The following is a 26,829-nucleotide window of genomic DNA, read 5'->3' as shown; positions in this document are numbered from 1 at the left end:
CCGTAGGTGGTTTTCAATGGATTGCTTTGGAAACAAAAAAAGAGCTTTTCGCTCTTTTTTCATAGACCTACAGACATCAGTGGACATCTATAGAAAAGAAATTGGAGCGGGAAACGAGACTCGAACTCGCGACCCCGACCTTGGCAAGGTCGTGCTCTACCAACTGAGCTATTCCCGCAGAGAAGCTTTACGCCGCTGAAATATTTTCGCGGCCTGCCGGTGACAATCATTGTAACACAATGAATTATATAAACATTTAATAACAACCTCACCGGTGGCCAGCATTATGTACCAATCATTTATCGCTGACAAGCCCTTTTCGGCATAAATTCAGGCGGCGACGCGACGATTGCGCATATAAGCAGCCAACAGCCTAAAACATCGCCACAGCGGCCTTCGCGTCAGACCTAATAGTCCTGCTCAAAGCTGACTTCGCCGCGCAACGTCTCGCCGCGCTGCAAACGGGCCAGATTATCGACAAACAGGCGCACCAGCAAAGAAGGCACGGCCGGGCCGGCGATATGCCCGGTGATAGTCAGATTCGGCGTGCGCCAGAATGGGTGGCCGGCGGGCAGCGGTTCTGCACGAAATACATCCAGCACCGCGCCCGCCAGTAGCCCCTGCTGCAGGGCGGAGACCAGATCGGCATCCACCACGGCGCTGCCGCGCCCAACGTTGATGAACAGCGCGGAAGGGCGCATTGCGGCGAACAAACCGGCGTCGTAAACGTCGCTGGTTGCTGGCGTATCCGGCAGAATATTAATGAGGTAATCCGCCGAACCAACCATCCCGGGCAGTTGCTCCATGCCCACCACCTGGCTGAAATGCGCGATGGCGCGCGGCGTTCTGGCAATACCGATCAGCTCCACGCCAAACGGCTGTAAAAAACCGGCGACTTCGCTGCCGATATCGCCGGCGCCGACAATCAGCACCCGCTGGCCGGCCAGCAGGTGCGGCTGACGATGATTCCACTCTCCGCGCGCCTGACTGGCGGACCGCTCATCCAGTTGCTGCCTGTGGCGCAGCATATAGGCGAGAATATACTCGGCGATCGGCTGGCCAAACACGCCGACCGCCCGGCTCAGACGATAATCGCGCGGTAACCCGGCGGCCAGCAGCGGCTTAAATCCCGCCCAGGTCGACTGCAGCCAGCGCGGCTTTGCGCCCTGCGCCAGCAGCGCGGCGGCCACATCGGGCTCTCCCAGCCATATCGGGCAGCGGTCCGCCTCTTCGGCGTTACAGATAATGCTTAATTCCGGCGCCGCCTGCCGCAGCAGTTCGCACACCTCATCCGCATGCGGATCCAGTAAAAGAACGTCCGTCATATCATATCCCCGGTCTGTCATCTTATGGTTTTATCGCGATTAGCCTTCAGGTTACGCCAGACGGCGCCCAATATCCGCGCGGCTTATCAGGAGCAAGGTAAGCGGCGTATGCCCTCAGCGGCGGCGCCAAAAGCATTAGCCGGAAGAAGAGTTAAACTATAAAAAAGCTAGCGCGTCGGCAAGTCGAATCACGATGGATATCCCCGCCAGACGCCTGCCAGGAACGTCGAGGGATCACATGACCAGGCGGCGTTCCGCTATTGTCTTGCCGATGAACATCGCACCATGCTGACAGGAAATAGCGGCAAAAACTCACCAGGCATGTTAAAAACATAACAAAATCAAGGCGTTTCCCTCACTATTCCCGTCAGTCAGCGAACATGAATTGCGGGACACGGCCTGGGGTGTGTCCCTTAACCTCCCTGCATACCCAAAAGTGATGTAGTAATCATTTCCGGAACGTGATTTCGGGTTGAATATTGAGCATTTTCAGGGCTATTTTTATCGCTTAAAAGCGTTTTTTGCACAGTTATAACAATGCTGATCGGTACAAAAAACAGTTACGGGACACGGCCTAGAGAACGGTAACCATACCGTTTTTACCATCCAGTCGGACACGCATGCCGTTCGCCAGACGGCTCATCGCGCCCCGGACGCTCATCACCGCCGGCAACTGCAGTTCCCGCGCCGTCACCGCGCCGTGCGAGAGCGGTCCGCCGCTTTCGGTAATCACCCCGCTGGCGCGATAAAACAAGGATGTCCAGGCGGGATTGGTGGTTCTCGCCACCAGGATCGCCCCTTTGGGGAACAGCGGGAAGTCATCCGGGCTATGGATTAAAAACACCTCGCCCTCGACGGTGCCGGGGCTCCCCGCCAGACCGTTCAGTTCATTGCCCGTCGGCGCATCTTCAGGACAACGCTGCTCGCCATGATTCCATACCGGACTCCGCTGTTTAGCCTGCCGCCATCCCGCTTTGTTGTCGTATATCACCTGCGTCAGGGCCTCAAAATCGGCCTGGCGAATGGCGTCATCAATGGCGCGGAACGGAGCGAAATAGATATCGTCGGCCTCACGCAGTACCTCGCGCGCCACCAGCCGCGCGCCAATTTCTTTAATCCCTTTGCGAAACGGCAGGGTCAGGCGCGTCGTCTGATAATGTTCCAGGTCATCCAGATAGGTATACACCCGCGCCAAACGGATCACTTCCTCAACAAAATAACGCAGTCCTTCCGGCACCTGGTTCAAATACCGATGCTGCGCCGCAGACGCGGCCAGCTTCGCCGTCAGGGCCTGATCGGATACCTCCTCATCGGCCAACTCGGCCAGCATATTCAACTGGTCAAGCACCGCATGGGGAGCCTCCAGCCAGGTCGGGTAGTACGCGTCGAAGTCCAGCTCGCGGTGGCCGTGACGCTGCAGAAACTGCGTCAGCTGTTGTTCAAACGCCGGATAGTGCGACAGCCGCTCGACCAGCGCTCTGGATGAGTGCTGTTTAAACGCCAGCGTCAACGCGGCATCCTGACGAATCTGACGAGAAAGCGCCCACAGTTCGGCGTTCACCTGACCGGTTTTGGTATCGGAAACCGATAGCAGAAGATCGAATGTCGCTTTCGCTTCCGTCGCCGGCATCGACATGCTCAGAATCTGGTAGAGCACGGCATACAGCGTACGCTGCGTCAGGGAGATGGCGATATTGGGCAGAAAATAACGCTTGCCGGCATCGCGTACGTTCAACACATAGCGCCAGCACTCTTCCAGCGAACGGGCCGACAAATCCTCACGCAACAGCGCGCCAATCTCTAACAGATAGGTGTCCAGATCGCGCATCCAGCGGATGGGAAGATCCTGTACCCACGCATAGCGCTTCGCCAGCTCGGGCAGTCTGGCCTGTAGCTCATCGATAGAATGAATACCGCCCGGCATTCTGCCCGCATACAGCTCGACCGCATTCTGGTTGCCGTAGATATAGAAGTCTTTGATGGCGAACCACTTACCGCCAAAATGCGGCAGCCCCATCAGATCAAAGGAGAAATTTAGCGACTCATGAAACCCCTCCTCCACCAGATCCCATGTAAGCGGCGTCACCGCGTTGGGAAAACGCTCGGCGGCCTCGTCCCGCGTCCAGCGCTCCGGCACGAAGGTGACCGGACGCGACTGCAACAAATAACAGACGCCGGAGGAAAACGCCCATTCAATATCCTGCGGGAAGTCAAAGAAGGCCTGCGCCTGACGCGCCAGCTTCGCCACCGTCTGGCATTGCACATCGCTCAACGATGGCCGATCCGCCTGTTCCGCGGGCAGCGGGACATGCCTAACCCCCTGCGCGCTTTTCAGTATGATGTCGCCCTTATGCGCGATATTGCGCTCAACCACCGTAAACGCCGGCAACGCCACGCGGAACTCATCAATCGCCGCCTCGCCGCCGACCACCGACTCGCCCAGGCCAAAACAGGCGTTAATCAGCACCCGGTTCAGATCGCCCTGTACGGGATCGATGGAGAAAGCGACGCCCGCGCTGTCTTCCGCCGTCATTTCCACCATCTGCTGAACCACCACCGCCATCGACGCGCTCAGGTGGGCAAGATTAAGGCGGGCGCGATAACGCATCGCATGTTCATTCCATAACGAGATATAGCAGTCGCGCAGCGCAGCCAGAATCTCCGCCAGACCGCGCTGGTTCAGAAAGGTATCGTGCTGCCCGGCAAACGCCGCGCCGGGCAAGTCCTCAAACGTCGAGGAGGAGCGAACCGCGACCGCCCACCGCTCCGCCTGCAACGTCTGCAGCCGCTCGTTCACCGACCGCGCCAGATTGTCGTCGATAGGATGCTGACGCAGCATATCCTGAATGCGCCGGCTCTGCGCCGCCACGTCGTCCCCTTGCTGCAGGATTGCATCAATCCGCGGCGCCAGCGGCGCCAGATACGCCCGGTAGGCCGCGCTGGTCACGATAAAGCCCGGAGGAACCGGCAGTCCGCCGGCGGTAAGCCGCGCCAGGCTGGCGCCTTTGCCGCCGCTCCACGACAGCTCTGCGGCGCCGGCATCAGAAAACAAAAGCGTAAAATCGGTCACTGCATGCATAAGTTATATCCTTAACCCGGCGTGGCGGTGAAAATAGCCGAATCGATGTAACCACCCCAGCACCGCGCAGGCCAGTAATGCGCCGGCAATCAGATCAATGCCATAGTGGTAGCGTAAATAAAGCGTCGCCAGAATAAGGCCGGCGACCACGGGAAGCAGTATCAGCGCTATCGCCGCATGTCGCTGCAAAGCAAGATAGCCGAAAATATACAGACTGATGCCGCAGTGCAGGCTGGGGAAGACATCCATACCGGTTCCCCCCTGAGCCACAAGACGCGCCAGAAAGGCGGTAATCGCGCCGCCCGGCGGCGGATAGGGAAACTGTTCAGGAAATTGCACATAGGGGCCGGCGGCCGGAACCAGCAGATAGCCGATAAAACCAAACAGATACATCAGCATTAATCCATGGAAGAATCCACGGCTGGCCTGCGAGGTTCGCCGGCAAGCGTAAACGATCACGGGCAGCAGAATGATGAAGTAAAAAGAGAGGTAGCACAGGCTCATGACCTCCGACAACCAGAAGCCGTGCAGTACGGCAACCCTTTCCGTCGCGCCGATGCCGCCAAACAGCGCGCGATCCCACGCCAGCAATTGCGCATCGAACGAACGCATTGTCGCGAGATGAATAGCCCTGAATAGGTAAAACACCAGCCAGCTGCAGGCAAACTGCAACACGCCCAACCAGCCGCGCCATGATCCGGCCCGGGCAAAGGTGGCTTTGGCCAGCAAAAGCAGCGCCAGCAGACTCAGCGCGGCCGGCGCAATAAACTGCCCGTCCCGCAGGCTTAACGCGCTGCCGGCGCCCCAGAGCCAAATCAACATGATGAGGCCGAGATAGACGCGACTGCCTATCCCCGCATGCCGGATCATCATGACGTCATTTCCTGCAGTCATAGATTTACTCGTTATTGTTTGCTGCGAATTTGCCGCGCTGATGCCAGCCCCATACGGCGACGCCGAACAGCGGCAGCAGCAAGGGGGAGATCGCCGCCGCCACAACCAGGCAAGGCAGCCAGATCAGCGCCATCGCGAACCCGGCGGCCAGACGAAAAAACGTCGTGGTATTGCGGCCGTCCGCCCGGCGCCCGGCCCACCCGCCGCAGAGCCAGACCGGCAACAGTGTAACAATAAATATTTTCCAGGCAGCACGCTCCAGAATAGTCATGGCCGCGGGCGAAGTCTCCGCCGGCGCCGGTTCTGGCGCCCGCCCGCTCAACGCCTGGTGTTCCGCCTGCTTGAACGCCAGCGCGTAAGAACCGCTCTCGCGGCTACAATAGCGAGCCAGGCGCGCCACCTGCGCCAGCATCCGTTCGTCAACGCAGTTAACGGAAACGCGGTCCAGCGAACGGCCCAGGCTACGCATAATCTTCTGTTCCCATTCCGCCACGCTGACGTCGCCCTGCTCCGGCAACGTCAACGGGTCGCTCACCAGTAGCTCCACCGCTGAGCCAAAGCAATCCGGCGCCTGATAGAAACTGCCGACAGCGATGACCTGAAAACGGCATTGATCCTGCATCAGCCGGCGGATAATTTTGGCCGCGCCCGCGTGATAAGGCTGCGGCGCCGGTCCCCATTCGCTGGTGCCTTCCGGAAACACCACAATGCTGCCGCCCCGTTTCAGGTGGGCTATGGCATGCAAAATGGGGTTTCCCGCCTGAGCGCGGCTATAGCCATAACGCTCGCGGTCTTTATCGCGCACCACCGGGATACCGGCGAACATCAGGCGTAAGAAACGCGAGCGAATCAGTTGAACCGACGTGAGAAATTGCCCTTTGGGCAGCAGTTGGTTGAATATCCAGCCATCCGTGGCGCCATTGCGATGGCTGGCTAACAACAGCGTCGGCACTTCGCCATCGAAAGGCGCCACGGGTTGCCCCTGCGGGCTAACAAAGCGTAAGGAAGAATAGTAGAAATGCACCAGCAAACGCGCGATGCCGCGATGCCAGAGAGAAAGGGGGCGCCCCGGCGTAAAGCGCAAATAGCCGGCAGCCGGACCGGAGAGATCCTGCTTCATATCCCTGAGCCTCCTTCAGTTGATGCATGCCCCCTCGTGGTTGCGAGAGCGTTGGCTTTGCTGCCCGGCCATCCCGTCATCTGGCCGGGCAGGGCCGCCGCACACGGCGTACAACGCAGCTGTACGCCGGATTCGACACACTCTATAGCATCCGGCTGAATCGGCAAATCATTATGATTTACAAAATAAATTCAGCGCGATATAAGGACGCAACGCGAAACACGCTCCCAACCGTCACCTGCCGGAGCGCCCCGAATTGCATAGAATATTATCAATATTGATTCTTATTTGTCAGCTATCTGTTACAGACGGCACATAGCGGCCGGCGGCGCCCTGCCAGCGCCGAATCATCGAGATATCTGGACGAACCGGCCTGCCGAACCGACACCATAATCTGGCCAGCACGCGCAAGGTAAAGCCGCGACTCGCCAGTTCAGCACAGCTTCAGCAGTCGGCATACCGTGCCCAGCAGCACCGCCGCGCCGGCCGCCACATGCTCCGGTTCCGCCCATTCGGTCACCGCATGGCTGACGCCGGCCCGACAGGGAATAAAGATCATTGCGCTGGGGCAAATCGCGGCAAGGTAGCGCGCATCATGTCCGGCGGCAGAGAGAATCGTCTGGCTGGCGTAGCCGCGCGCCTGTGCTTCCTGCGCGATCAACGCTTTGAGATGCGGGTCAAATACATTCGGCGCGGCCTGGCTGAGCTGCGTCAGACGCACCTCGCAGGGCGCGGCCTGTTGCCGAATCAGCGTTTCGCTCAGGCTGGCCAGCCGCGTCAGGTCATCGCCAGCGGGGTGCCGAAGATCGATACGAAAACACAGCTTATCCGGGATGACCGACGGCGCATTGGGCGCCAGCGTCAGCCAGCCGATGGTCAACATCACCCGCTCATCATACTGCCCGACCTGCCGGTACAGCGCGGCGGCGATCGCGCTGAAGGCCCGGAGCGCATCGCGCCGCGCGGCCATCGGCACCGTACCGGCATGGCCGCTGACGCCGAGAATCTCCACCTGCCAGGTATATTTCCCCTGAATACCGCTGACCACGCCAATCGGGCAGTCCCCCTGTTCCAGCAACGCGCCCTGCTCGATATGCGCCTCGAGGTAGGCTGCCGGCGGATGCCGGTGCGGATAAAGCGCCAGGCGGGGAAACGTCCGGCGCTGCTGCTGTAAGGCTTGCCCGACGCTCACGCCGTCGCCGTCGCGGCAAGCCTGAATATCCGCCAGCGTACGCTGGCCGCTAAACCAGGCGGATCCCATCATGCCCGGCGCGAAACGCGAACCCTCCTCATTCATCCATGCAACCGCGATCAGGTCGCACGGCGGCTGAATAGCCCGCTCACGCAGGCAAACCAGAACTTCCAGCGCCGCCAGCACGCCGTAAACGCCGTCAAAACGGCCGCCGGTCGGCTGGCTGTCAAGGTGACTGCCCAGCAACACCGGCGAAGCCTGCCGATCGCGTCCCGGCAAGATGATAAACAGATTGCCTGCCGCATCGCGACAGGGCTCCAGCGAGGCTTCCTGCGCCCAGGCCAGCATACGGCGCCAGGCGGCGAATTCCGCGGCGCTCAGCGCCTGACGATTCACTCCGCCGTCCGCGATCGCGCCATCGTCCGCAATCGCCATCAGCCGCCGCCACAGGCGCGATGCATCAATATTCATACCGGCTCCTCATTCGGTACGCATGATTTGCGCGGGATTGGCGCGCGGATCGCGTACCGTCCAGCGCCCCTGCTCCACCTGCGCCAGAAACTCGCCCAGTAAAAGATTGAACAGGGCCGGTTCTTCCAGATTCAGCGTGTGACCGGTTTTCGGTAAGATGGCCAACCCGGCCGCCGGCAAATGTTTTTTCAGATACAGCCCCGGCTGCAGGCAATGATCGTCCTCATCGCCCACCATAATCAGCGTCGGCAATGTGATCTGGCGAATCTCGTCCTCCAGTTGGTAAAACGCCGGGCGGCGCGCCTGTACGCCGCGCATGGTCATCGCCGCGCCCAGCGAGTCGTGTTCGCTAAGCCGGTGCGCAAAACGCTGCCAGCCGAGCGGATCTTTGCTCTGAAACTGCACCCGGCTGGCGCCCAGCGCATAGACGCCGGCGAAGCGTTTTGCCCCCTGTGAGGCGAAGTTGTCCGCCACCTGCAGCGACACCTGGCGAAAATAGTCTTCGCTTTCCGGCTCGCAGCCGTAACCGGCGCCGGCAACGGTCAGCGAAAGCGCGCGCTGCGGCGCCATAATACCGAAGTGCAGCGTCGCGAATCCGCCCATCGACAGGCCGATAACGTGCGCTTTTTCAATGCCCAGACCATCCAGCACCGCCAGCGCATCCTGCACCGCGCGCTGCTGGGAGTACGCCTCCTGCCGCGGCGGAACCTCAGAGGGCGGATAGCCGCGCGCCGCATACGTGATACAGCGATAGCGGCGGCTAAAGTAGTGAATCTGCGGCTGCCAGCTGTCATAGTTGCCGCCGAACTCGTGAATGAACAGCAGCGGCGTGCCTGCGCCGTAGCTCTCCACATACAGTTGGGCATCATCATCGGTGGTAATAAACATCGGCATCTCCTAAAAAGGCTGGCGAAAATCGGTCAGCTTGCGCGCCTGCTCAACCATTTCAGGCAGCAGGGCGCTGAATGTTTCCGCCCACGGCTCCGGCACCGAAGTGCTCACTTTAACAAAGCGATCGCCAAAGGTTGCGGTGTGGTAAGCCCCCTGACGGATCTGAATCCCCCGCCGCAGGTAACATTCGACCAGCGCTTCGGGGCGAACGCCGGCCTCACTCACCTCAATCACCAGAAAGTTGCCGCCGGACGGGAACACCGGCAGGGCCAGACCGGGGATCGCCGCCACCGCGGCGGCTATGCGATCTTTGTTGCGGGCGTCAATGGCGCGCAACGTCGCCATCCAGCTCGCTTTAACCTTTAATCCGGCCTCGGCGGCGCGCTGGGCGACCACGCTGGCGCCCAGTACGCCCGAGTTGAACGGCGCCAGTTCGGCCAACAGTTCCCGAGAGGCGATCAGCGCGCCGACCCTCAGCCCGGCCAGCCCCAGCCATTTGGAAAAACTCACCGACATCACGACGTGCTGCTGGTCCAGCCCCAGCGCCGCCGCGTGTTCGGCAGCGAAATCGCGGTAAGTGCAGTCATGCACCAGCAGCGCATTATGGCGACGCGCAATAGCAATAAACGCCGCCAGTTCCTGCTCGCTGTAGCTCACGCCGAGGGGATTGTTGGGGTCGACAAGGTAGATAATCGCGGTACGGTCATCCACCGCCGCAGCCAGCGCGTCCGGCGTCAGACGGTAGCGCGTCTCCGCGCGCCAGATAGGGATCTGAATCACCATTGACCCCATCTGTTCGGCGAACTGGCAAGGCCATTTCCAGCTGGGGTCAGTGGTCACAAACGAGGTGCCCGGCCGGCAGCGGGCGCGGCAAATCATCGATAAGGCGTTGACCCCGCCGTCGGTGACCATCGCTTCCACGCCGTCCAGCCCCGCGTCCGCGACGATTGCCTTACGCAACGACTCAAAACCCAGCGGCGGCGCATAAGCGTTGAATTCCGCTCGCGCGACGGAACGGTTCAACGCGGCCAGCACCTCGGGATGAGGCGGCAGGTGATTGGTGTTTTGCCCCATCCAATACAGCCCGTCGGTGGCAAACAGCGTGTCGAACCACGCGTTGCGGATAAAAATATCGGACATAACGCGACCTCAAATTGTCAGGATCAAATTACCGAGCCGCGCGCCGCAATGCCGCCGTCGATGGTGATATTGGTGCCGCTGATATAGCCCGCTTTGTCGGAGGACATAAACGCCACCAGATCCGCCACCTCTTCCGCGCTCGCCGGACGGCCCGCCGGATAGCAGGCAAACAGCTCCTGCCAGCGCGCTTCATCGCCCAGCATGTCGATCGCCTTGCGCTTCATAATTTTCAGCATCCGGTCGGTGGCCACCGGCCCCGGGTTGATGCCGATCACGCGAATCCCATCGTCGAGACTGCGTCCTCCCAGCGCTTTAGTGAAGGACATCAGCGCCGCGTTGCCGGTGCTGCCGGCAATGTAGCTGGCGTCCCAGTTTTCACCGGAGTTGCCGATAACGTTAATAATCACGCCGCCGTTCAGCTTCATTTGCGGGTAGTAGAGGCGGCAAAGCGTGATGTAGCCAAATACTTTGAGATCGAATCCCGCGCGCCAGGCGCTGTCGTCCAGAATGTCGAGGGCGCCGGCGGGAATGTCGCCGGCGTTATTGATCAGGATATCAACCGGGCCGACTTCGTCGGCCAGCGACTCCATGGCGGAAGTTGAAGAGAGATCCTTTTCATGCACCGTCACCGGCACCGCATATTCGGCGATCAGCTCGCGCTGCAGTTCGCGCATCGCCTCACCGTTTCTGGCGGCGAGATGCAGCCGGCACCCTTCTTCCGCCAGCACGCGCGCCGTTGCCTCGCCAATCCCTTTAGATGCACCGGTAATCAGTGCGATTTTTCCCGTCAGGTTGAGTTTCATCGTTGGTCTCCTTGCGTATGTATACATGAACTAGCAATTTGCATACCAAAGAGACGAAAATGATGCGTTATGAAAACCCGGCGATAAAATCGACCAGATCGTCGCCCAACAGCGTCAGGTGTTTACGCATCGCCGCATGAGCGGCGTCGCCATCGTTATGCGCGATGGACTGGATAATTTCGCTATGTTCTTCAAGGGTTTTCATGACGCGACCGGGATGGAAAGTGACCCGGCGGCGATACACGCCGACGCGGTTACGCAGCGCGCGCGTCTCCTCGGCGAGGAATTCATTACGCGCAATGCTGTAGATCGCTTCATGAAAGGTGAGGTTCATGTCGTAAAACGCCGCCGGGGAAAGGGCCGGCCCCTGATCCACCATCTGCTGATGGATCTGCTGCAGCTGCTGCAGTTTTTCCGGAGAAATACGACGCGCCGCCAGCCGCGCGCACAGCCCCTCCAGCTCCGCCATAACCTGAAACATCTCCAGCAACGTGTTGACCGATAGCGCGCGCACCATTACGCCCTGCCGACCGTTAAGATCGACCAGCCCGTCGGCCGCCAGCAGGCGAAACGCCTCGCGCACCGGGGTGCGCGAAACATCAAAACGGGCGGCGATTTCTTTTTCATCCAGTCGTTTACCGGGTTCCAGCGTACCGCTGGCGATCTCTTTTTCCAGCGCTTTCTTTAATCCGTCGGCCAATGACATGCCGGCGGCGCGGTTGACGTTTTTTTGCTCTACCATGGTGCCTGTCGTCCATTAATTTGCACTGTTATGAATCATGTTGCATACCAAAAACATAAATAGGTATACATAATTCCATCCAAAGCTTTCGCGCCGGGCAGTCATACGCGGCGTTAATCGCAGGGAAACTATTCTGGCATACATCCTGCAAGGGTAATACTCAAAACCGACCGCTTATATGTATACATAAAGTTGTCGAAAAAATAAATTGATACCGGGTTCTCCCTTCGCCACCAGAGGATGCCAAGATGCAAACGATAAAAACGCTGCTGTCCACCACCGCCCGCCGCTATCTGACCAGCCTGTTGTGCGCCATGCTGTTAGCCGGCGCGTTACCAATCAGCGCCCAGACGGCGGAACGGGATAAGGTATCTGTGCGTCTCAAGTGGCTGGCTCAGGCGCAGTTCGCCGGCTTTTACGTGGCGCAAGAGAAAGGTTTTTATCGGAACAACCAGCTGGAGGTCACCATCAACCCCGGCGGCCCGAATATTAATGTGGAAACGCTGGTCGCTTCCGGGGCCGATACCTTCGGTCTGGCGGGCGGAATGGAAAGTGTCCTGACCGCGCGCGAAAAAGGGCTGCCTGTGGTCGCTCTGGCGATGTCGCAGCAGCGTACGCCGTTCGTATTTGTCACCTACGACGACTCGGGCATTCACAGTTTCAAGGATTTTAAAGGCAAAAAGGTCTCCGTCTGGTTTACCGGCGTACAGTATCCGCTGCTCGCGTCACTCGGCCAGGTCGGCCTGAGCAAAAACGATATTACCCTGATCCCGCAATCCGTTTCGTTAAATCCGTTTATAGATAAGCAGGTCGATGTCGCAACCGTCACGCTTTATAACGAATACAACACGCTGAAAGAGAAAGGCGTGACCAATCTCCGGCTGATCTCGCCGGATGATGTCGGCGTCACCACCCAGCAGGATGCGCTGATCACCTCAAAAGCGGTCATCGAAAAAGACCCGGCGCTGGTGCAGCGCTTCGTTAACGCCACGCTGGAAGGCTGGCAGTATGCCTTAACCCACCGCGCGGAAACCCTCGATATATTGATGAAAGCCAATCCCGGGCTGAACCGCCCGCATCAGCAGGCGATGCTCGACTCTGTGGCGCAGCTGATGTACCCCGAAGGTTCGCCGGGCCTCGGCAGCGTTAACCTGGAACAGGCCGAAAAGATGATGAACCTGCTGGTGAAATACGGCGCGCTCAAACAACCGGTCGATATCAATCAAACCTTCGATCTCTCTTTCTGGCAGAACGTGCCGGCCGGATACAAGACTCTAAATTAATTGCGGTAAGCGGAGGAGCATGATGACCGTAGCGCCAAAATCCCGACAGCCGCTGCTGCAGCTGGACAATTTATGGAAACGCTTTGGCGATGCCCGTAAACCGGTGGTCGCCGTTTCCGGCGTCAACCTGACCGTGAACGAGGGAGAGTTCGTCACCCTGGTCGGCCCTTCAGGCTGCGGAAAATCCACGCTGTTCAACATGATTGCCGGCCTGCTCGATCCCGACAGCGACGGCGCCATTCTGTTTAAAGGCAAATCGCAGCTGGACGGCGAACTGCTCGGAAAAGTGTCGTTTATGCCGCAGCGCGATCTGCTGCTGCCGTGGCGAACCATTATGGATAACGCCATTCTGGCGCTGGAGTGCGAGGGCATCGGGCGTAAGGAGGCGCGCCGGCGGGCGCAGGCGCTGTTCCCCGGCTTCGGCCTCAGCGGTTTTGAACAACACTATCCGCATCAGCTTTCGGGCGGAATGCGTCAGCGCGTGGCGCTGATGCGCACCTTTCTGTTTCAGCGCGATCTGATGCTGCTGGATGAACCGTTTGGCGCGCTGGACGCGCTGACGCGCACGCTGATGCAGCGCTGGCTGCTGGACTTATGGGAACAACACCGGCGCACCATCCTGTTCATTACCCATGATATCGACGAAGCCATCTTTCTCGGCAGCAAAGTTATGGTGATGAGCGCCCGTCCCGGCACCATTAAATGCGAAGAAATCATTAACCTGCCGCGCCCCCGTCCGCCGGAGATCGTCACCTCGCCGGAATTTATCGCCATCAAAAAACGGCTGCTCGATGCGATTGAAGAAGAGAGCATGAAGTCGTTTAGTTTTACCCAGGCCGGGGGACGGACATGAGCGCGAAACGCCTGCTGACGCATCCGATACTGATTTCGCTGCTGCTGGTGTGGCTCGTCTGGCAGGGCAGCGTCACGCTGTTTACCGTCAACCCGCGCTATCTGCCGCCGATCGCCGCGGTCGCGCAGGATATTCAACAAAACGCGTCGCTCCTGTTAAGCAGCGTCTGGCGCACCGGACTGGAAACCGTGCTGGGCTTTAGCCTGGGCACCCTGTTTGGGCTCGGCTGCGGCATCCTGTTTTTCTACGTCGCCTGGCTGGATCGAGCATGGTTTCCGCTGTTTATCGTCTCCCAGACCGTGCCGGTCGTCGCTTTTGGCGCGCTGGTGGTGATTTGGTTCGGCAACACCATGCTTTCAAAGGTGATGATCGCCTTTTACCTCACGTTCCTGCCGGTCACGCTAAACAGTAAACGCGGTCTGCAGAGCGTCGACGCCCTGCACATCAATTTGCTGCGCAGCTTCGGCGCATCCGGTTTTCGCCGCTTTCTGTCGCTGCATTTTCCCGCCGCCGCCCCGTCGATTTTCGTCGCGATGAAACTCGGCATCTCTCTCGGTCTGGTCGGCGCCATCGTCGGCGAGTGGTTTGGCGATACCGAAGGGTTGGGCGTGCTGCTAATTCAGGCGATGTACAACGAGGACGTGGTGCGCATGTGGTCGCTGATTGTGATCTGCGGCGCACTGGGCGCCACGCTGTACGGTCTGATCGAACTGCTGGAGAGGAAATTCGCATGGTGGGGAAAACATCCCTGACGGGCAAACTGCTGCCGCCGCTGCTGGGCGTCTTAAGCCTGGGGTTACTGTGGCAGGGCAGCATTTGGTTATTCGACATTCCGCCTTTCGTGCTGCCTTCGCTGCACGCCATTGCCGCCGCCATTATCGACAACGGCGGCACGCTGTGGCTGGCGATGGGCTGGACTCTGGCGGAAGCGCTGATCGGCTTTGCCTGCGGTCTGCTGGCGGGACTGTCGCTGGCGATACTGATGACGGTCTGCCGTCCGCTGGAAACCATTCTGATGCCGCTGGCGGTGGCGATCAATTCAGTGCCGACCGTGGCGTATATTCCGCTGGCGCTGCTGTGGTTCGGCATAGGAATGCTGTCCAAAATCGTGCTGGTGGTGTTTGGCGTCAGCTTTGTCATCCTGATCAATAGCCTGCACGGCCTGAAACAGGCCGACCCGCAGATCGTTAATCTGATGCGCAGCTTCGGCGCCAGTCGTCTGGCCATCATGGTCAAACTGCAGCTGCCGGCCGCCCTGCCTTCCATCGTCAGCGGCCTGCGTATAGGGATAGTGCGCAGCATCATTATCGCCATCGTCGCCGAGATGCTGGGCGCCTTTCAGGGGATCGGCTGGGTGATTTTTCAGTCCACCCAGCAAGTCGATTTTCTCACCGTGTGGGCCGCCGTGGTGGTCTCTTCGCTGGCGAGTATCGCGCTCTACGCGCTGCTTGCCTGGATCGACACAACATTCATCTGGTGGAAATAATCATGTCTGACAGCGAACAACAGTTACGAATCCAGCTCGCCGCCTGTTACCGGCTTATTGCGCATTTCGGCATGGACGACCTGATCTATAACCATATTTCCGTGCGGCTGCCCGGCCCGGAGCATCACTTTCTGATTAATCCCTACGGTTTGTTCTTTGAGGAAATTACCGCGTCGAGCCTGATTAAAATCGATCTGGAAGGCAACGCGCTGACGCCGACCGAATACCAGGTCAACCGCGCCGGTTTCGTTATTCATAGCGCGATCCACGCCGCGCGCGAGGATGCGATTTGCGTGCTGCACACCCACTCCGACGCCGCCACCGCCATCTCCGCGCTGGAAGAAGGGTTGCTGCCCGTCAGCCAGTTCGCCATGCATTTCTGGCAGCGTCTCGGCTATCACGCTTACGAAGGAGTAGCGCTGGACACGGACGAACGCCGGCGCCTGGTGCGCGACATCGGCCCGCATCAGGTACTGGTGCTGCGTAACCACGGCATTCTCGCCGCCGGCCGCACCATTCCGGAAGCCTTTATGCTGGCTTACTACTTCGAACGCGCCGCCCGCATTCAGCTGATGGCGCAAGGCAGCGGCAGCCGGCTTTCACTGCCTGCCGACGACATTTCGGCGAAAGCGGCGCGCCAGTTCAATCGGTGCGAAGGCGATATTTTGCTGCGCGGCGAGCGCGAATGGCCCGCGTTTATTCGTCTGCTTGACCGTCTCGATCCCGGCTATCGCCGGTAATCATCATTCACAGTCTGGAGGATACATGATGCTGGAACTTCGCCCGCTAACGCCGCATATCGGCGTGGAAATTCTTAATCTGGATGCGACGCAAGAGATGGATGACGCGACCTTTGCCGCACTGCGCGCCGCGCTGAACGACCACTCGGTGCTGCTGTTGCGCAACCAGCCGGTGACCGAAGCGCAACACGTCGCCTTCGCCCGCCGTTTTGGCGAACTGCAGGTGCACGTACTGCGGCAGTTTCTGACCACGCCCTACCCCGAACTGTACGTCCTTTCTAACGTTAAACAGGGCGATAAACCGATCGGCAACCATAAAGAGGGATGGAACTGGCACTCCGACTGGTCGTACCTTGACGTTCCCTGTTTTGGCTCGGTGCTGCACGCGGTAGAAGTGCCGCCGGTCGGCGCCGATACTCTGTTTTCATCCATGTATGCTGCTTACGAGGCGCTGGATGAAGAAACCAAACGGCGCATTCTGCCGCTGAAAGCGGTGCATTCCTACTCCACCTACTATGCGAAAGCCTTTGCCGATCGCGAGCCGCTTAGCGAAGAGCAGAAAGCGGCGACGCCGGATGTCGTCCACCCGGTCGTGCGCCGGCACCAGGAAACCGGCAAACCCTCGCTGTTCGTCGGTCAGGATATCGTGAAAGAGATCCTCGGCCTGCCAAAAGAGGAAGGCGACGCGCTGCTGGCCCGCCTCAACGCTCACGCGGTGAGCGAAGCCTTCACTTACCGTCATAAATGGCGGCAGCATGACCTGTTGATCTGGGATAACCGCTGCACCATGCATCAGGCAACGCCGTATGACGATCAGGCCTACCGCCGCGTAATGCATCGCGCGACGGTGAAAGGCAGCGAACGACCGCGAGCGATAATGGAATAGACGATGAACGCCAGACGCACGGCTTACCAGATCACCCGCGCTATTCGTCAGGGTCAGCGGCGGGCGGGCGACGAAATGCGCGCCGCGCTGCTGCGGGCGCAGCAGCAGCAGGCCATCAATAGCCTGACCTGGCTGGATGAGACGGGGGCGCTGGCGCAAGCCGATGCGCTGGACGCCCGCCAGGATCGTGGCGTACTGGCCGGTCTGCCGCTGGTGGTAAAGGATAATATCGATGTCGCCGGGCTGCCTACTTCACTCGGCACCGCGCGGCTGGCCAGCGAACCCGTCCCGCAGACGGCGCAAGTGATCCAGCGCCTGCAGGCCGCCGGGGCGATTGTTATGGCCAAAGCCGGCATGCATGAACTGGCCTCCGGCACCAGCGGACTCAATGCCGCCCGCGGCGATGTTCTTCATCCTTTTCTGCCCGAACATGTCCCCGGCGGCTCTTCCAGCGGCAGCGCCGCGGCGGTGGCCGCCGGCATCGTCCCGCTGGCGATTGGCACAGATACCGGCGCGTCGGTGCGTCTGCCCGCCTCATTTTGCGGCCTGGTCGGCTTTCGCCCGTCGCTGTTCAATAACCGGAGCGAACGGCGCTATCCCACGGCCGGCATCGCGCCGATATCCATCAGCCGCGACACCGCGGGATTGCTGGCGCACAGCGTCCGGGACATCTGCCTGGTGGACAGCGTCATCAGCGGCGAAGCCGAAGCACCACCTCGCCCGTCGCTCGCCGGTATGCGCCTCGGCGTACCCCGGCAACATTTCTGGCAACATCTGGATCCCGCGGTGGAAACGGCGGCGAAACAGGTTCTGCAGCAGCTGGCCGCGGCGGGCGTCATCCTGGTGGAAGCCGATATCGAACAGGCAGGGAAGCTGGCGGTCAACGCGGGCTACCCGCTGGCGTCTTATGAGATGCTGCGCGATCTGCCGGAATACTTACGCCGGCGCGGCAGCCAGATCGACTTTAGCGCGTTGCGCGCCTCCATCCGCAGTCCGGACGTTATCGCCCTGCTGGACGATGCGGCAACGGTCGATAAACAGGCCTATGACCAGGCCTGCCGCCACTGGAAACCGTTGCTGGCGGCTCGTTACCAAGATTATTTTCATCGGCATTGTCTGGAAGGCATCATTTTCCCCAGCGTCCCGCTGCCGCCGCCGAAAACGCCGGCCTTTCAGCCGCCGGGCGCGCCGCATGCCAACGACCTGTTTCGCCGGTTGATCGCCAACTGCGAGCCGGCGACCATCGTCGGATTACCCTGTATTTCACTGCCGCTGGCGCGCACCGCCGCCGGGATTCCCGTCGGCATCGAGCTACAGTTTAACGTCGGCCAGGATCTTGCGCTGCTGTCTGCCGCGCTGACGATGCATGCGCTGTTTGGCCGGGCGTAATTGCGCCGTGCCCGGAGCAATACGCGCTTTGTCATAACCCCATCGCGGCCCAAACGGCCCGGCGAAACAGGGACCATATCGCCCCGTCCCGCCGGCGCGCCATCGCCGCAGTCTTCACCGCGGCGATCTGCGGTATAAAAACGGGGAATGGACGATAAAACGTCACGAGTTAATAAGTTACAAACCTCTCCTCACTCCACTTATTCAATCAACTTTCCGCTGCTCACGGGCGGCGGCGCATCGGAAATTGCGCGCAAGATTCGGATAGATTGCCGGGCGGGAACGCCGTTAGACTCGCCCGGTCATCACGCCACCGGCGTCGCGCGCATCAGCAATGCGCTCAGGAAGAAAACGGTAAGCTTGTCGAGAGATAACCATGCAAAACCAAGAATCAAACGCCATCATCCGTAATTTATCGAACGCCAGCCTGGCGGCCCAGTTCAGCGAACAAATGGCCATTGCGGCCGTTCCCATTGTTGCCGTCGTCGCCCTGGGCGTCTCTGCGCAGCAGTCGGCCATACTGCAGGCGATCAATTCGCTCCCCTTCCTTCTGTTATCTATCCCCACGGGCCTGCTGGCCGATCGCTGCAGGAGAAAGAATCTTATGTCCGGCACAGAGCTGCTGCGCGCGGCGGCGCTGTGTTTGCTGTGCGCGCTGTTTTATAGCGGCGACCTGTCGCCCGGCTGGCTTGCCGCCCTGGGTTTTGCGATTGCCGCCGGGACGGTGGTCTACAGCGTCGCTACGCCGGCGCTGGTCGCCGCTCTGGTCGACAAGGGGGATTTACTGACGACCAACCGCCGGCTTGAGATCGCACGCAGCATTGCGTTCACGGCCGGCCCGGCGGTTGGGGGCATATTGACCGGCTGGGCATCCGGCATTTTCGCCTTCCCGGCGGCGTTGCTGTTGTCCATAACCAGCGTCTGGTATCTGGCAGGACTGCCTGACGAGCCCCAAAGAGCGCCCTCCGCCAGGCATGTTTGGCGAGAACTGTCGGAAGGCGTCAATTTCATTATCCGGCATCGCTACCTCCGCCCCATCGTCGCCACCGCTTTTGTCTTCAATACCTCATGGTATTTGCTGCTGGCTATTTTTGCCTACTACGCCATCAATCAATTGCGGTTCAGCGCGTCTGGCGTTGGCGCCGCGCTGGCAACCTATGGCTTCGGTATGGTTGTCGGCGCTTACCTGTACAACGCGATCGCGACTCATCTGCGTTTCGGTCGGCAAATTATTCTGGGGCCGATCTGCGCCGCTCTCGGCGCGCTTCTGATGGCGACGACATTACTCATCCCCCTCCGCGTTATCGTCTTCGCCGCATTTTTCCTCTTCGGCTTTGGGCCGGTCGTCTGGACCATCGCCACCACGTCGCTACGGCAGGTCGTTACGCCCGGCGGGCTTATCGCACGCGTCTCTTCCGTCATCATGACAGTCACCTTCGGCGCTCGCCCATTGGGCGCTTTGATCGGCGCGTGGCTGAGTGCTACATTCGGCGTCACCGGTTGCCTGCTAGCCGCGCTCATCGGGTTCTGCATCCAATTGGGGATCATTGTTTTTTCTGCGCCTTGCCGTCTGCGCGCTCTCGACGCCGCTGGCGAAGAGGCCGCCGCAACCGCAATATGAGGACCCCGGACGCCCGTTTTATCGCCGGGTGATGGCCCGCAAAGCGGCAGAACGGGATTGCCGTCGGCGGCCGCTGAGCAGAACGGCCGTTGCAGCGAGAAAAAATGAATTTGATCGCAAAAATCGGAGTTATTGCACTCGACTATTTTTCTATGCTGACATTGCCCGCAATAAAAAACAGGAGTTAGCATGAGCGCCCAGCCATCGCCCCCCGCCGAATACAAAAGCGACGACCAACGCTGGCAAGCCGTTCTGGCGCGGGATTCCGCGGCGGACGGACACTTCGTCTATGCGGTCAAAACCACCGGCGTCTATGCCCGGCCAGGATCATCGGCCCGTCTTCCCAAACGGGAAAATGTAGCGTTTTTCGCTTCCGGCGAAGAGGCCGAAGCCGCCGGCTACCGGCCAAGCCGCCGCAACGATGTCGCCGGCCATTGGACAAACATCGTCGCCAGCGCCTGCCGGCTGATCGAAACCGCGGAGACGCCGCCCGATCTGATGACGCTATCCGGCCAGTTGGGTATGAGTCCGTCCCACTTTCACCGCATCTTCAAAGCGCAGACCGGACTCACGCCTAAGGCCTACATTACCGCGCACCGCGCCCGCCGCATGCGCGAACAGCTGGCTTGTCGGGACCAGACCGTGGCCGACGCAATCTATGGCGCAGGCTTCAACGCCAACAGTCGCTTCTATGAAACGTCGAACGCCAGACTCGGTATGCGAGCCAGAGACTACCGCCGCGGCGGTCAGGGTTCGCTCATTCGCTTTGCCGTAGGCCAATGCTCGATGGGCGCGATTTTGGTTGCTCAGAGCCAGAAAGGCATCTGCGCCATTTTTATAGGCGATGATCCGGATGCGCTCACACGCGATCTGCAGGATCAGTTTCCACAGGCCGAGCTAATCGGCGGGGATGCCGAATTCGAGCGACTGGTGGCGCAAGTCGTGGGTTTCGTCGAACAGCCGAATCAGGGACTCAATTTACCGCTTGATGTTCAGGGCACCGTTTTTCAGGAGCGCGTCTGGCTGGCGCTGCGAGACATTCCGCCGGGAACCACGGCGAGCTACAGCGAAATCGCCGCGCGTATCGGCGCGCCCAAATCGGTTCGTGCCGTCGCGCAAGCCTGTGGCGCGAATCGCATTGCGGTCGCCATCCCTTGCCACCGCGTGGTACGGCACAATGGCGATCTGTCCGGCTACCGCTGGGGGATCGAGCGTAAACAGCGCCTCCTCGATCGCGAACAGGAGGATGAAAAATCCTGACGTAAACGTTATCGCGCGCCGCAAACAGCTACAGGTGGATTTTTATAGCCGACAGGGAGTTAATCGTTCTTAATGCGTGACAGACGATGATTCCAATTTAGTAGAACATGTATTTTTCAATGGAGGCAGCAATTACCGGTGTAGTTCTGCAGAGCGTGAGAAGCAGATGGTTCGCCAGGCGAGCGAGCCTTTTTATTCTGGTTCTCAGCGTCAGGTTGTTATGTTCAATACGCTGAGTAAATATCTTGCCGGTCAGAGGCTCCTCCTTCCGTGCTTCTCTGGCATAACTGTTCCAGTCATCGCGGGTTATCATGCCGATGTTAAAAGGGGACAAGCAACGCCAGCAGTTCACGACAGGTTTCATCAGTTCGTGGACCAAAAGCGTATGCCAGTACGCCACCCGTTTTTGTATTGTATGCGTACCAGCGCCAGTGCTGCCGGGCTTTACTGCCGACAAAATTCCATTGATCGTCAAGTTCACAGATTAGCGCCACATCAGCATGGGCAACCGGAGATGACGTTATCCGGCGGGGCGAAAGTTTTTAACGTTCGAATAACGGTATTAATACCGATTTGCAGGGTTCTGGCGGCATCACGAACGCCAGCGCCGTTGAAAGCCATATCAACGAGTTGCTCTTTTCCCCCCGGCTTTCGCGCTTCATAACTGCAGGGATCGTTACCCGCAGCCAACTGCGCACGCAATTCGTCGCGCTGCTGGCGCGCCTGTTTCAGGGAGAAGACGGGATAAAAACCGAGCGAGATTCGCTGCTGTTTACCCTGCAACGAAAAGCGGAAGTGCCATTTCTTCGCGCCGTTGGCGGTCACGAACAGTGACAGCCCATCGTTATCGTTCAGGGTATAGGCTTTGCCGGTGGTACGGGCCTGCCAGGCGACGGCATCGGTTAACACCATAGGGGTTGCCTCCTTCAAGATTGAAGAGAGGTGTACCGCGCACAGGGAAGCGACTCAGTAAACAATCCGCACCCGTAATGCACCCGATTTTCGTGTACTAATTTGTGTACTACTTCGGCCTGGTCGACGGTGGTTTTCAGTGGGTTTCGCTGGAGGCCCAACAGATAAATTACCCTATTTAATCATAGAGATACAGACTTTGGTAGCTGTCTATAGAACAAGAATTGGAGCGGGAAACGAGACAAGCGCTGAGTTGCTAAGTCTGAGTTTATTAACGTTGATTTGATACTGTCAGTATCAGTCGAGCCTTGAAATTAGCCTTGTTTTGGGGGCTGATCAAGCAAACGAATTAGCAGCGCCTTTAAACAGCCATCAAAGCTCAATCGCCTTTCCCGATTAATATTATCTCCGCGCCAAACACAATATACCAATGTTTCATAACCATATGAAAATATGAACTTTTATTCATATAATTTACACCTTATGGCATAGGGTTCCACGTTGTTTTTGTATTATTTTTTGATTATATTTAATACGTGATTCATTAGTGAGGTACACACCATGTCCCGAACCACGACAATGACCGTTCGCCTCAAAGGGCCGCTGAGCGACTTCGTGGCCGCCAACGTAGGCGAAAACGGCGCTTACGATAACGTCAGCGAGTACGTCCGGGACCTGATCCGCCGGGACAAAGAGCGGGTAGAAGCGGAAGCATTCGCACGACTTAAGGCCGAACTGACTAATGCTTTTGCTGCACCAGAGTCTTCATACGTATCCCTGACCGCCGCCGATATCATTGCACGCAACAAGGCCTGACCCTATGGCTAATGTTCGCATTCAGGAGGCCGCCTCTTATCGTCTTGACGAGATCTACCGCTACACCCGCGAGCGATGGGGTACAGAGCAAGCGGATCGCTACATTACCGGCATGTTTCAGGCATTTAGCAAGATAGAAACCCATGAAGTCGTATCGCGACCGATACCCGCCGAATGTGAGGTAGAAGGTTTTTTCTTTCGCTACGAGCGACATGTTGTCTACTGGCGCAGACTATCAAACGGCGACATCGGTATCGCGACAGTTCTGCACGAGCGGATGCATCAGAGTGATCGGTTTCGAGAAGACTTTGGAATTTGATGGCGGCTTAGGCATGGTTATTCTTAAATGAGCTAAAGTGCGTTGATTCGTACTTAATCTGACATATTACTACTCTGGGTCTATCAGATCTGACTGTCGGCTCAGTGCCAGAAGCAGATATTTTGAGCTTGACAGCAATAACTCAGCAAGGTCATGCCAGATGAGCTTCAGCGATAATTTCTATTAAAAAGTCAGCCACAGCCCTGATCCGTGAAGATGCTGCTAAGTCGGTATGACTGACCAACCAGAGGTCTTCAGAAAACACACATTGTGTGTGGATAATTTCCACCAGATCGCTGTTCTGCGCGGCAATGAAGCAGGGTAAAACTGCCAGTCCCAGGCCTGCTTTTACTGCAGCAATCTGTGTTACAAGGCTGGTCGAGGCTAATGTCGACGCCCTGTCTGGGAAGTGTTCATTGAGCCATCTGGCAGAGGGGAGGTGACTGAACGACTTGTCCCATGTAATAAAACTCCGGCCTGTTATCGGGCTATCTGCGGGCGCAGGATGCTCGCGGATATAGGTTTCTGAACCGAACACCGCTGATGCTACGACACCTACCTTTCGTATCTTCACGGAATTTTGCTCAGGACGGACAAGCCGAAGTGCAATATCTGCATCATTTCGTACGACTGAGACGGTGTTTACACCTGTTATAAGCTCCAGCATGATGTCAGGATAACAGGCCTTGAAGCGTGGTAACGCAGGAACGATCAGGTGGTTTGCCAGCGTAACGGCTGTCGCCAGGCGTACTGTTCCGGCAGGAGTCAGATCCCGCCCAGAGATTTTTTTCTCCAGTTTCCCTACCTTGCCTTCCACCTCTTCCGCATATTTGAGAACTTCCTCGCCAGCATCGGTAAGAAAGTACCCAGTCTGATGATGAAGGAACAGGCAGGTCTGTAAACTGCTCTCAAGTTCGCTAATCCTTCTTGAAACTGTTGACTGGCTGACCTTCAGTTTAATAGCTGTTTTGGTGAGGCTATTTGTTCGCGCGACTTCCAAAAAGAAACGTAAATCGTTCCAGTCCATATTTATTCCACGTCTGTATTTTCTATTTTTGGAAAATAATTAGCCAATTTTATCTATATTTTTCTGAAAATGGAAGAAATACACTCTTAATCATGGCATTTACCAGTGACAACTCATTATGACTAAAACAGGACAATAAGATGGAAGCGACAAATACTCATGATATACAGGAGCGGAGCGCAAGAAAGACTGTTGAGGCTTATCTGGCGGCATTTGCTGAAGGAAAGTTGGATGATATCGTCAGCCTGCTTGATGACAATGTCGTGTGGCATATCGATGGTGAGCCAGGAGTGTCTACCGTTGGGCTATTAAAGGGGCCCCGCCGAGTCAAGCGCTGGTTGCAAAATTTCCCGCAAAACTTCAGACCACTGGATTTTTCCATCAGTGAAATTATTCCCCATAATGACAGCGTTCTGGTACTGGGGCGTTTTCGTCATACTGTACTGAGTACGGGAAATGCGGTTGGCAGCGATATGGTCATTCACTTTAAGGTATCAGGATCGAAAATCATTCGTTATCAAATGTTTGAAGATTCAGCTCTACTTAGCAGGGCTTTTGATGCCAGTGATGAATGGCAGCTTCAGCAGGTTAGAATTAATGGCACGCTGTATCATTACCGCGATATTGGCGAAGGACCGACGCTTATTTTTGCTCACGGATTGTTCGTAAATCATGAAATTTTCTCGGCACAATTTCAGGTGCTGAGTAAGTCGTATCGTTGTATTGTTTTGGACATGCCGGGACATGGCCTGAGCGAATACGATCCCGCCGGTTGGAAACTTGACGATCTGAGCAGGGATTTAGCGTTAATGATTGAGGAACTGTCACTAGGCAAAGTAACCTTTATCGGACAGAGTCAGGGCGGAATGGTCGGCATCAGACTTGCAGCTTATTATCCGCAGTTGGTCTCCGGTCTGGTTCTGATCGGCACCAGTGCCAGAGCGGAATTCCCTGAACGTCTGCAAAACTGGCACAGGCAGCGTGAAACTCTGCTCACCGGTTCAGAACATGCGCGTGAAGATTTATTTAAAAAAATTCAGGGTTATATCAATAGTGGAGAATGGTTGCAGAATAATCAGGGAGAGGCGGCACGCGAGCTTCGTATTATGCTATCTCACAATCGCTCAGGATTAGCGCTTGCATTGGACGCTGCGGTTTTTGAACGGGGTGATATAACGGAACTACTGGCTGACATCAGTGCTCCGACCTTGATCATTTGTGGGGAACAGGACACTGCAACACCTATTGAACTGAGTCAGGAGATAGCTACCCTGATCCCTGAGGCCCGTCTACTCATCCTGGCTGGAACAGGTCATCATCCTCCGACTGAAGCTGCGCAGGCAGTCACGGCTGCGCTTGCAGAATTCTTGCAAGTGGAATGTTCTAATCATCACTAATATCCTCACTTGTCAGTGTCTGTCATAGATATAGAATTTGCCGGGCAGGGGCTAATCGATGGTAGTCAGGAATAGTTTTCTGGCAGACGTCCGCTCCTCGCGCTTAGCCGACCGTCAGATTTAGCCGCGCCTTGCCACTGTTTATTCGCTCTGCGCCAACATAAAGCCGTCACTGCCGCCGCAGTGACGGCTTTATGCAACCCAGCAACAATATGGGCTGGCGCAATGCCCCATTCATTACTGTCTGCGTGACGATGCTCCGGCATACTCCCTGCAACAACCTTCCGGCGGGTCTGAACACCGGAAACATGGCTCAGCGTATATGCTGCGCTGGCCGTACTCATCCGGCCATCCCAAAGGCATTGGCTCCTGCGAGTGTCTGTCCGGTCAGGATGGAGCCATCCAGACGCTTCCGGCTCATTCCCGGCGTCGCCCCTTAATCGGGTTGAGCCTTCTTTCTCTCAGGGTATTACTGGCCCAATTTAATCAATGTCTCTTATCCGTAGCGGGCCGCAGGCCCGCATTTTCTTTTCATCCATCTGCAACAAAGGAGGTTTTATCGCGTTTTTCAGGCAATACCCTCCGCCCGGCTTTCCAGCAGGAAACAAGGCGGATGCCTCAATCTGAGGCAACAGACGTTCTGAGCGTCTGGCCCCTGCCCTTCGGGGATCTTGTCGCAGTGAATGCGGCGAGTTGGCAATTACACTAACCCGATTTCCTCTCAGAACAAGCGAATTAACTGTAGCAAAAAGACCGACAAAGAGGAGGCTGATTTGGATAACCTGACATGGATGCTGAACCAGCTTTGCCGACGCAACCGGGACGGCAGCCATACCACGCAGGCTGACAGAAAACGGTCTCTGACCCTGATGGCCCGCCAGTTACGTGAGGCCGGTTTCCGCCAGATGCGCGCTACTTCGCTTAAAGGTAAGCATATCAACACCCTGCTGACGCGCTGGCAATCAGAGGATTTATCCGCCGGCACACTAAAGAACCGGCTGGCTGGCACCCGCCGCTGGTGGCCCCGGCTATACGCCGCAGCAACGAGCCATCGACCGTGAGGTGCGGCCTGCCGCTTTTGTTTGCGAACAGTGCAGGGGTTGATGCCTTTAGCCAACAGCTCGCGAGCTTCATCACGCAATGCGCGCGCTTTGCGTAAGCCGATTGCAGGATAACGGCCCAG

The 26,829-nt window shown here is 57.9% G+C and carries 26 protein-coding genes, 1 tRNA gene and 1 pseudogene; 13 read left to right on the top strand and 15 right to left on the bottom strand.

Annotation, left to right across the window (positions count from 1 at the left end; all coding sequences use genetic code 11):
* Positions 1-102: 102 nt before the first annotated feature.
* From FJU30_RS25585 to FJU30_RS25540, 10 genes are all read right to left on the bottom strand, one after another.
* Positions 103-178 (bottom strand) — tRNA-Gly (locus FJU30_RS25585).
* Positions 179-407: 229 nt separating this feature from the next.
* Entirely contained in the window at positions 408-1,325 is a 918-nt protein-coding gene (locus FJU30_RS25580; protein ID WP_150437778.1) for a D-2-hydroxyacid dehydrogenase, read from the bottom strand.
* Positions 1,326-1,899: 574 nt separating this feature from the next.
* Entirely contained in the window at positions 1,900-4,404 is a 2,505-nt protein-coding gene (locus FJU30_RS25575; RefSeq protein WP_150437777.1) for a PEP/pyruvate-binding domain-containing protein, read from the bottom strand.
* Between the two features lie 3 nt (positions 4,405-4,407).
* A complete protein-coding gene (locus tag FJU30_RS25570) occupies positions 4,408-5,298 on the bottom strand; it encodes a phosphatase PAP2 family protein (protein WP_150437776.1) in 891 nt (296 codons plus the stop codon).
* Positions 5,299-5,302: 4 nt separating this feature from the next.
* Complete coding sequence (locus FJU30_RS25565; protein WP_150437775.1) at positions 5,303-6,418, bottom strand: lysophospholipid acyltransferase family protein; 1,116 nt, start codon at positions 6,416-6,418, stop codon at positions 5,303-5,305.
* 433 nt (positions 6,419-6,851) lie between these two features.
* Positions 6,852-8,081, bottom strand: coding sequence for a M20 family metallo-hydrolase (locus FJU30_RS25560; protein WP_150437774.1), 1,230 nt, complete (start codon positions 8,079-8,081; stop codon positions 6,852-6,854).
* Between the two features lie 9 nt (positions 8,082-8,090).
* Positions 8,091-8,969 carry an alpha/beta fold hydrolase gene (locus FJU30_RS25555; protein WP_150437773.1) on the bottom strand — a complete coding sequence of 293 codons (879 nt, stop codon included), beginning with the start codon at positions 8,967-8,969 and terminating at the stop codon, positions 8,091-8,093.
* A 9-nt stretch (positions 8,970-8,978) separates the two neighbouring features.
* Entirely contained in the window at positions 8,979-10,112 is a 1,134-nt protein-coding gene (locus FJU30_RS25550; protein ID WP_150437772.1) for a pyridoxal phosphate-dependent aminotransferase, read from the bottom strand.
* A gap of 23 nt (positions 10,113-10,135) precedes the next feature.
* Entirely contained in the window at positions 10,136-10,915 is a 780-nt protein-coding gene (locus tag FJU30_RS25545) for an SDR family oxidoreductase (RefSeq protein WP_150437771.1), read from the bottom strand.
* A gap of 67 nt (positions 10,916-10,982) precedes the next feature.
* Complete coding sequence (locus FJU30_RS25540; RefSeq protein ID WP_150437770.1) at positions 10,983-11,657, bottom strand: GntR family transcriptional regulator; 675 nt, start codon at positions 11,655-11,657, stop codon at positions 10,983-10,985.
* Positions 11,658-11,905: 248 nt separating this feature from the next.
* On the opposite strand from FJU30_RS25540, the gene FJU30_RS25535 reads away from it, so the two are divergent.
* The 9 genes from FJU30_RS25535 (at position 11,906) to ada (ending at position 21,175) form a co-directional block, all read left to right on the top strand.
* Entirely contained in the window at positions 11,906-12,940 is a 1,035-nt protein-coding gene (locus tag FJU30_RS25535) for an ABC transporter substrate-binding protein (RefSeq protein WP_150437769.1), read from the top strand.
* A gap of 19 nt (positions 12,941-12,959) precedes the next feature.
* A complete protein-coding gene (locus FJU30_RS25530; RefSeq protein ID WP_223881706.1) occupies positions 12,960-13,793 on the top strand; it encodes an ABC transporter ATP-binding protein in 834 nt (277 codons plus the stop codon).
* A complete protein-coding gene (locus FJU30_RS25525; RefSeq protein ID WP_150437768.1) occupies positions 13,790-14,545 on the top strand; it encodes an ABC transporter permease in 756 nt (251 codons plus the stop codon). Before FJU30_RS25530 ends, FJU30_RS25525 begins: the two co-directional genes overlap by 4 nt.
* Positions 14,524-15,279: an ABC transporter permease gene (locus FJU30_RS25520; protein WP_150437767.1), complete on the top strand. Its 756-nt coding sequence runs from the start codon at positions 14,524-14,526 to the stop codon at positions 15,277-15,279. The genes FJU30_RS25525 and FJU30_RS25520 overlap by 22 nt, the downstream gene beginning before the upstream one ends.
* A 2-nt stretch (positions 15,280-15,281) precedes the next feature.
* Entirely contained in the window at positions 15,282-16,019 is a 738-nt protein-coding gene (locus FJU30_RS25515; RefSeq protein WP_150437766.1) for a class II aldolase/adducin family protein, read from the top strand.
* A gap of 25 nt (positions 16,020-16,044) precedes the next feature.
* Positions 16,045-16,905 carry a TauD/TfdA dioxygenase family protein gene (locus tag FJU30_RS25510; protein ID WP_223881705.1) on the top strand — a complete coding sequence of 287 codons (861 nt, stop codon included), beginning with the start codon at positions 16,045-16,047 and terminating at the stop codon, positions 16,903-16,905.
* Positions 16,906-16,908: 3 nt separating this feature from the next.
* Entirely contained in the window at positions 16,909-18,294 is a 1,386-nt protein-coding gene (locus FJU30_RS25505; RefSeq protein WP_150437765.1) for an amidase family protein, read from the top strand.
* Between the two features lie 376 nt (positions 18,295-18,670).
* Entirely contained in the window at positions 18,671-19,915 is a 1,245-nt protein-coding gene (locus FJU30_RS25500) for an MFS transporter (RefSeq protein ID WP_150437764.1), read from the top strand.
* 189 nt (positions 19,916-20,104) lie between these two features.
* Entirely contained in the window at positions 20,105-21,175 is a 1,071-nt protein-coding gene (gene ada / locus FJU30_RS25495; RefSeq protein WP_150437763.1) for a bifunctional DNA-binding transcriptional regulator/O6-methylguanine-DNA methyltransferase Ada, read from the top strand.
* A 97-nt stretch (positions 21,176-21,272) separates the two neighbouring features.
* Here ada and FJU30_RS27505 read toward each other — a convergent pair whose 3' ends face one another.
* The 3 genes from FJU30_RS27505 to FJU30_RS27360 are packed head-to-tail and all read right to left on the bottom strand — an operon-like array spanning position 21,273 to position 22,087.
* Entirely contained in the window at positions 21,273-21,488 is a 216-nt protein-coding gene (locus tag FJU30_RS27505) for an IS1 family transposase (protein WP_263406754.1), read from the bottom strand.
* A 7-nt stretch (positions 21,489-21,495) separates the two neighbouring features.
* Positions 21,496-21,669, bottom strand: coding sequence for an IS1 family transposase (locus FJU30_RS27500; RefSeq protein ID WP_263406753.1), 174 nt, complete (start codon positions 21,667-21,669; stop codon positions 21,496-21,498).
* A gap of 1 nt (position 21,670) precedes the next feature.
* Positions 21,671-22,087, bottom strand: coding sequence for an IS1-like element transposase (locus tag FJU30_RS27360; protein ID WP_223881704.1), 417 nt, complete (start codon positions 22,085-22,087; stop codon positions 21,671-21,673).
* Between the two features lie 561 nt (positions 22,088-22,648).
* Between FJU30_RS27360 and FJU30_RS25480 the strand changes: the two genes are divergently transcribed.
* Entirely contained in the window at positions 22,649-22,903 is a 255-nt protein-coding gene (locus tag FJU30_RS25480; protein WP_048637357.1) for a ribbon-helix-helix domain-containing protein, read from the top strand.
* A gap of 4 nt (positions 22,904-22,907) precedes the next feature.
* The gene (locus FJU30_RS25475) at positions 22,908-23,222 is read left to right on the top strand and encodes a type II toxin-antitoxin system RelE/ParE family toxin (protein WP_150437762.1); all 315 of its coding nucleotides are present in this window, start codon (positions 22,908-22,910) and stop codon (positions 23,220-23,222) included.
* Positions 23,223-23,373: 151 nt separating this feature from the next.
* Here the strand turns inward: FJU30_RS25475 and FJU30_RS25470 are convergent, their stop codons facing one another.
* A complete protein-coding gene (locus FJU30_RS25470) occupies positions 23,374-24,249 on the bottom strand; it encodes a LysR family transcriptional regulator (RefSeq protein ID WP_150437761.1) in 876 nt (291 codons plus the stop codon).
* Between the two features lie 140 nt (positions 24,250-24,389).
* Here FJU30_RS25470 and FJU30_RS25465 point away from each other — a divergent pair, with 140 nt between their 5' ends.
* Together FJU30_RS25465 and FJU30_RS25460 are read left to right on the top strand one after the other, a co-directional pair.
* Positions 24,390-25,646: an alpha/beta fold hydrolase gene (locus FJU30_RS25465; protein ID WP_150437760.1), complete on the top strand. Its 1,257-nt coding sequence runs from the start codon at positions 24,390-24,392 to the stop codon at positions 25,644-25,646.
* Between the two features lie 773 nt (positions 25,647-26,419).
* Complete coding sequence (locus tag FJU30_RS25460; protein ID WP_223881703.1) at positions 26,420-26,707, top strand: phage integrase N-terminal domain-containing protein; 288 nt, start codon at positions 26,420-26,422, stop codon at positions 26,705-26,707.
* A gap of 26 nt (positions 26,708-26,733) precedes the next feature.
* Here FJU30_RS25460 and FJU30_RS27355 read toward each other — a convergent pair.
* A pseudogene (locus FJU30_RS27355) lies at positions 26,734-26,829 on the bottom strand (Arm DNA-binding domain-containing protein); the annotation flags it as partial.

The organism is Affinibrenneria salicis, from assembly GCF_008710095.1.
The sequence above is the reverse complement of the archived record's forward strand: the minus strand, read 5'-3'. Positions and strand labels throughout refer to the sequence as shown.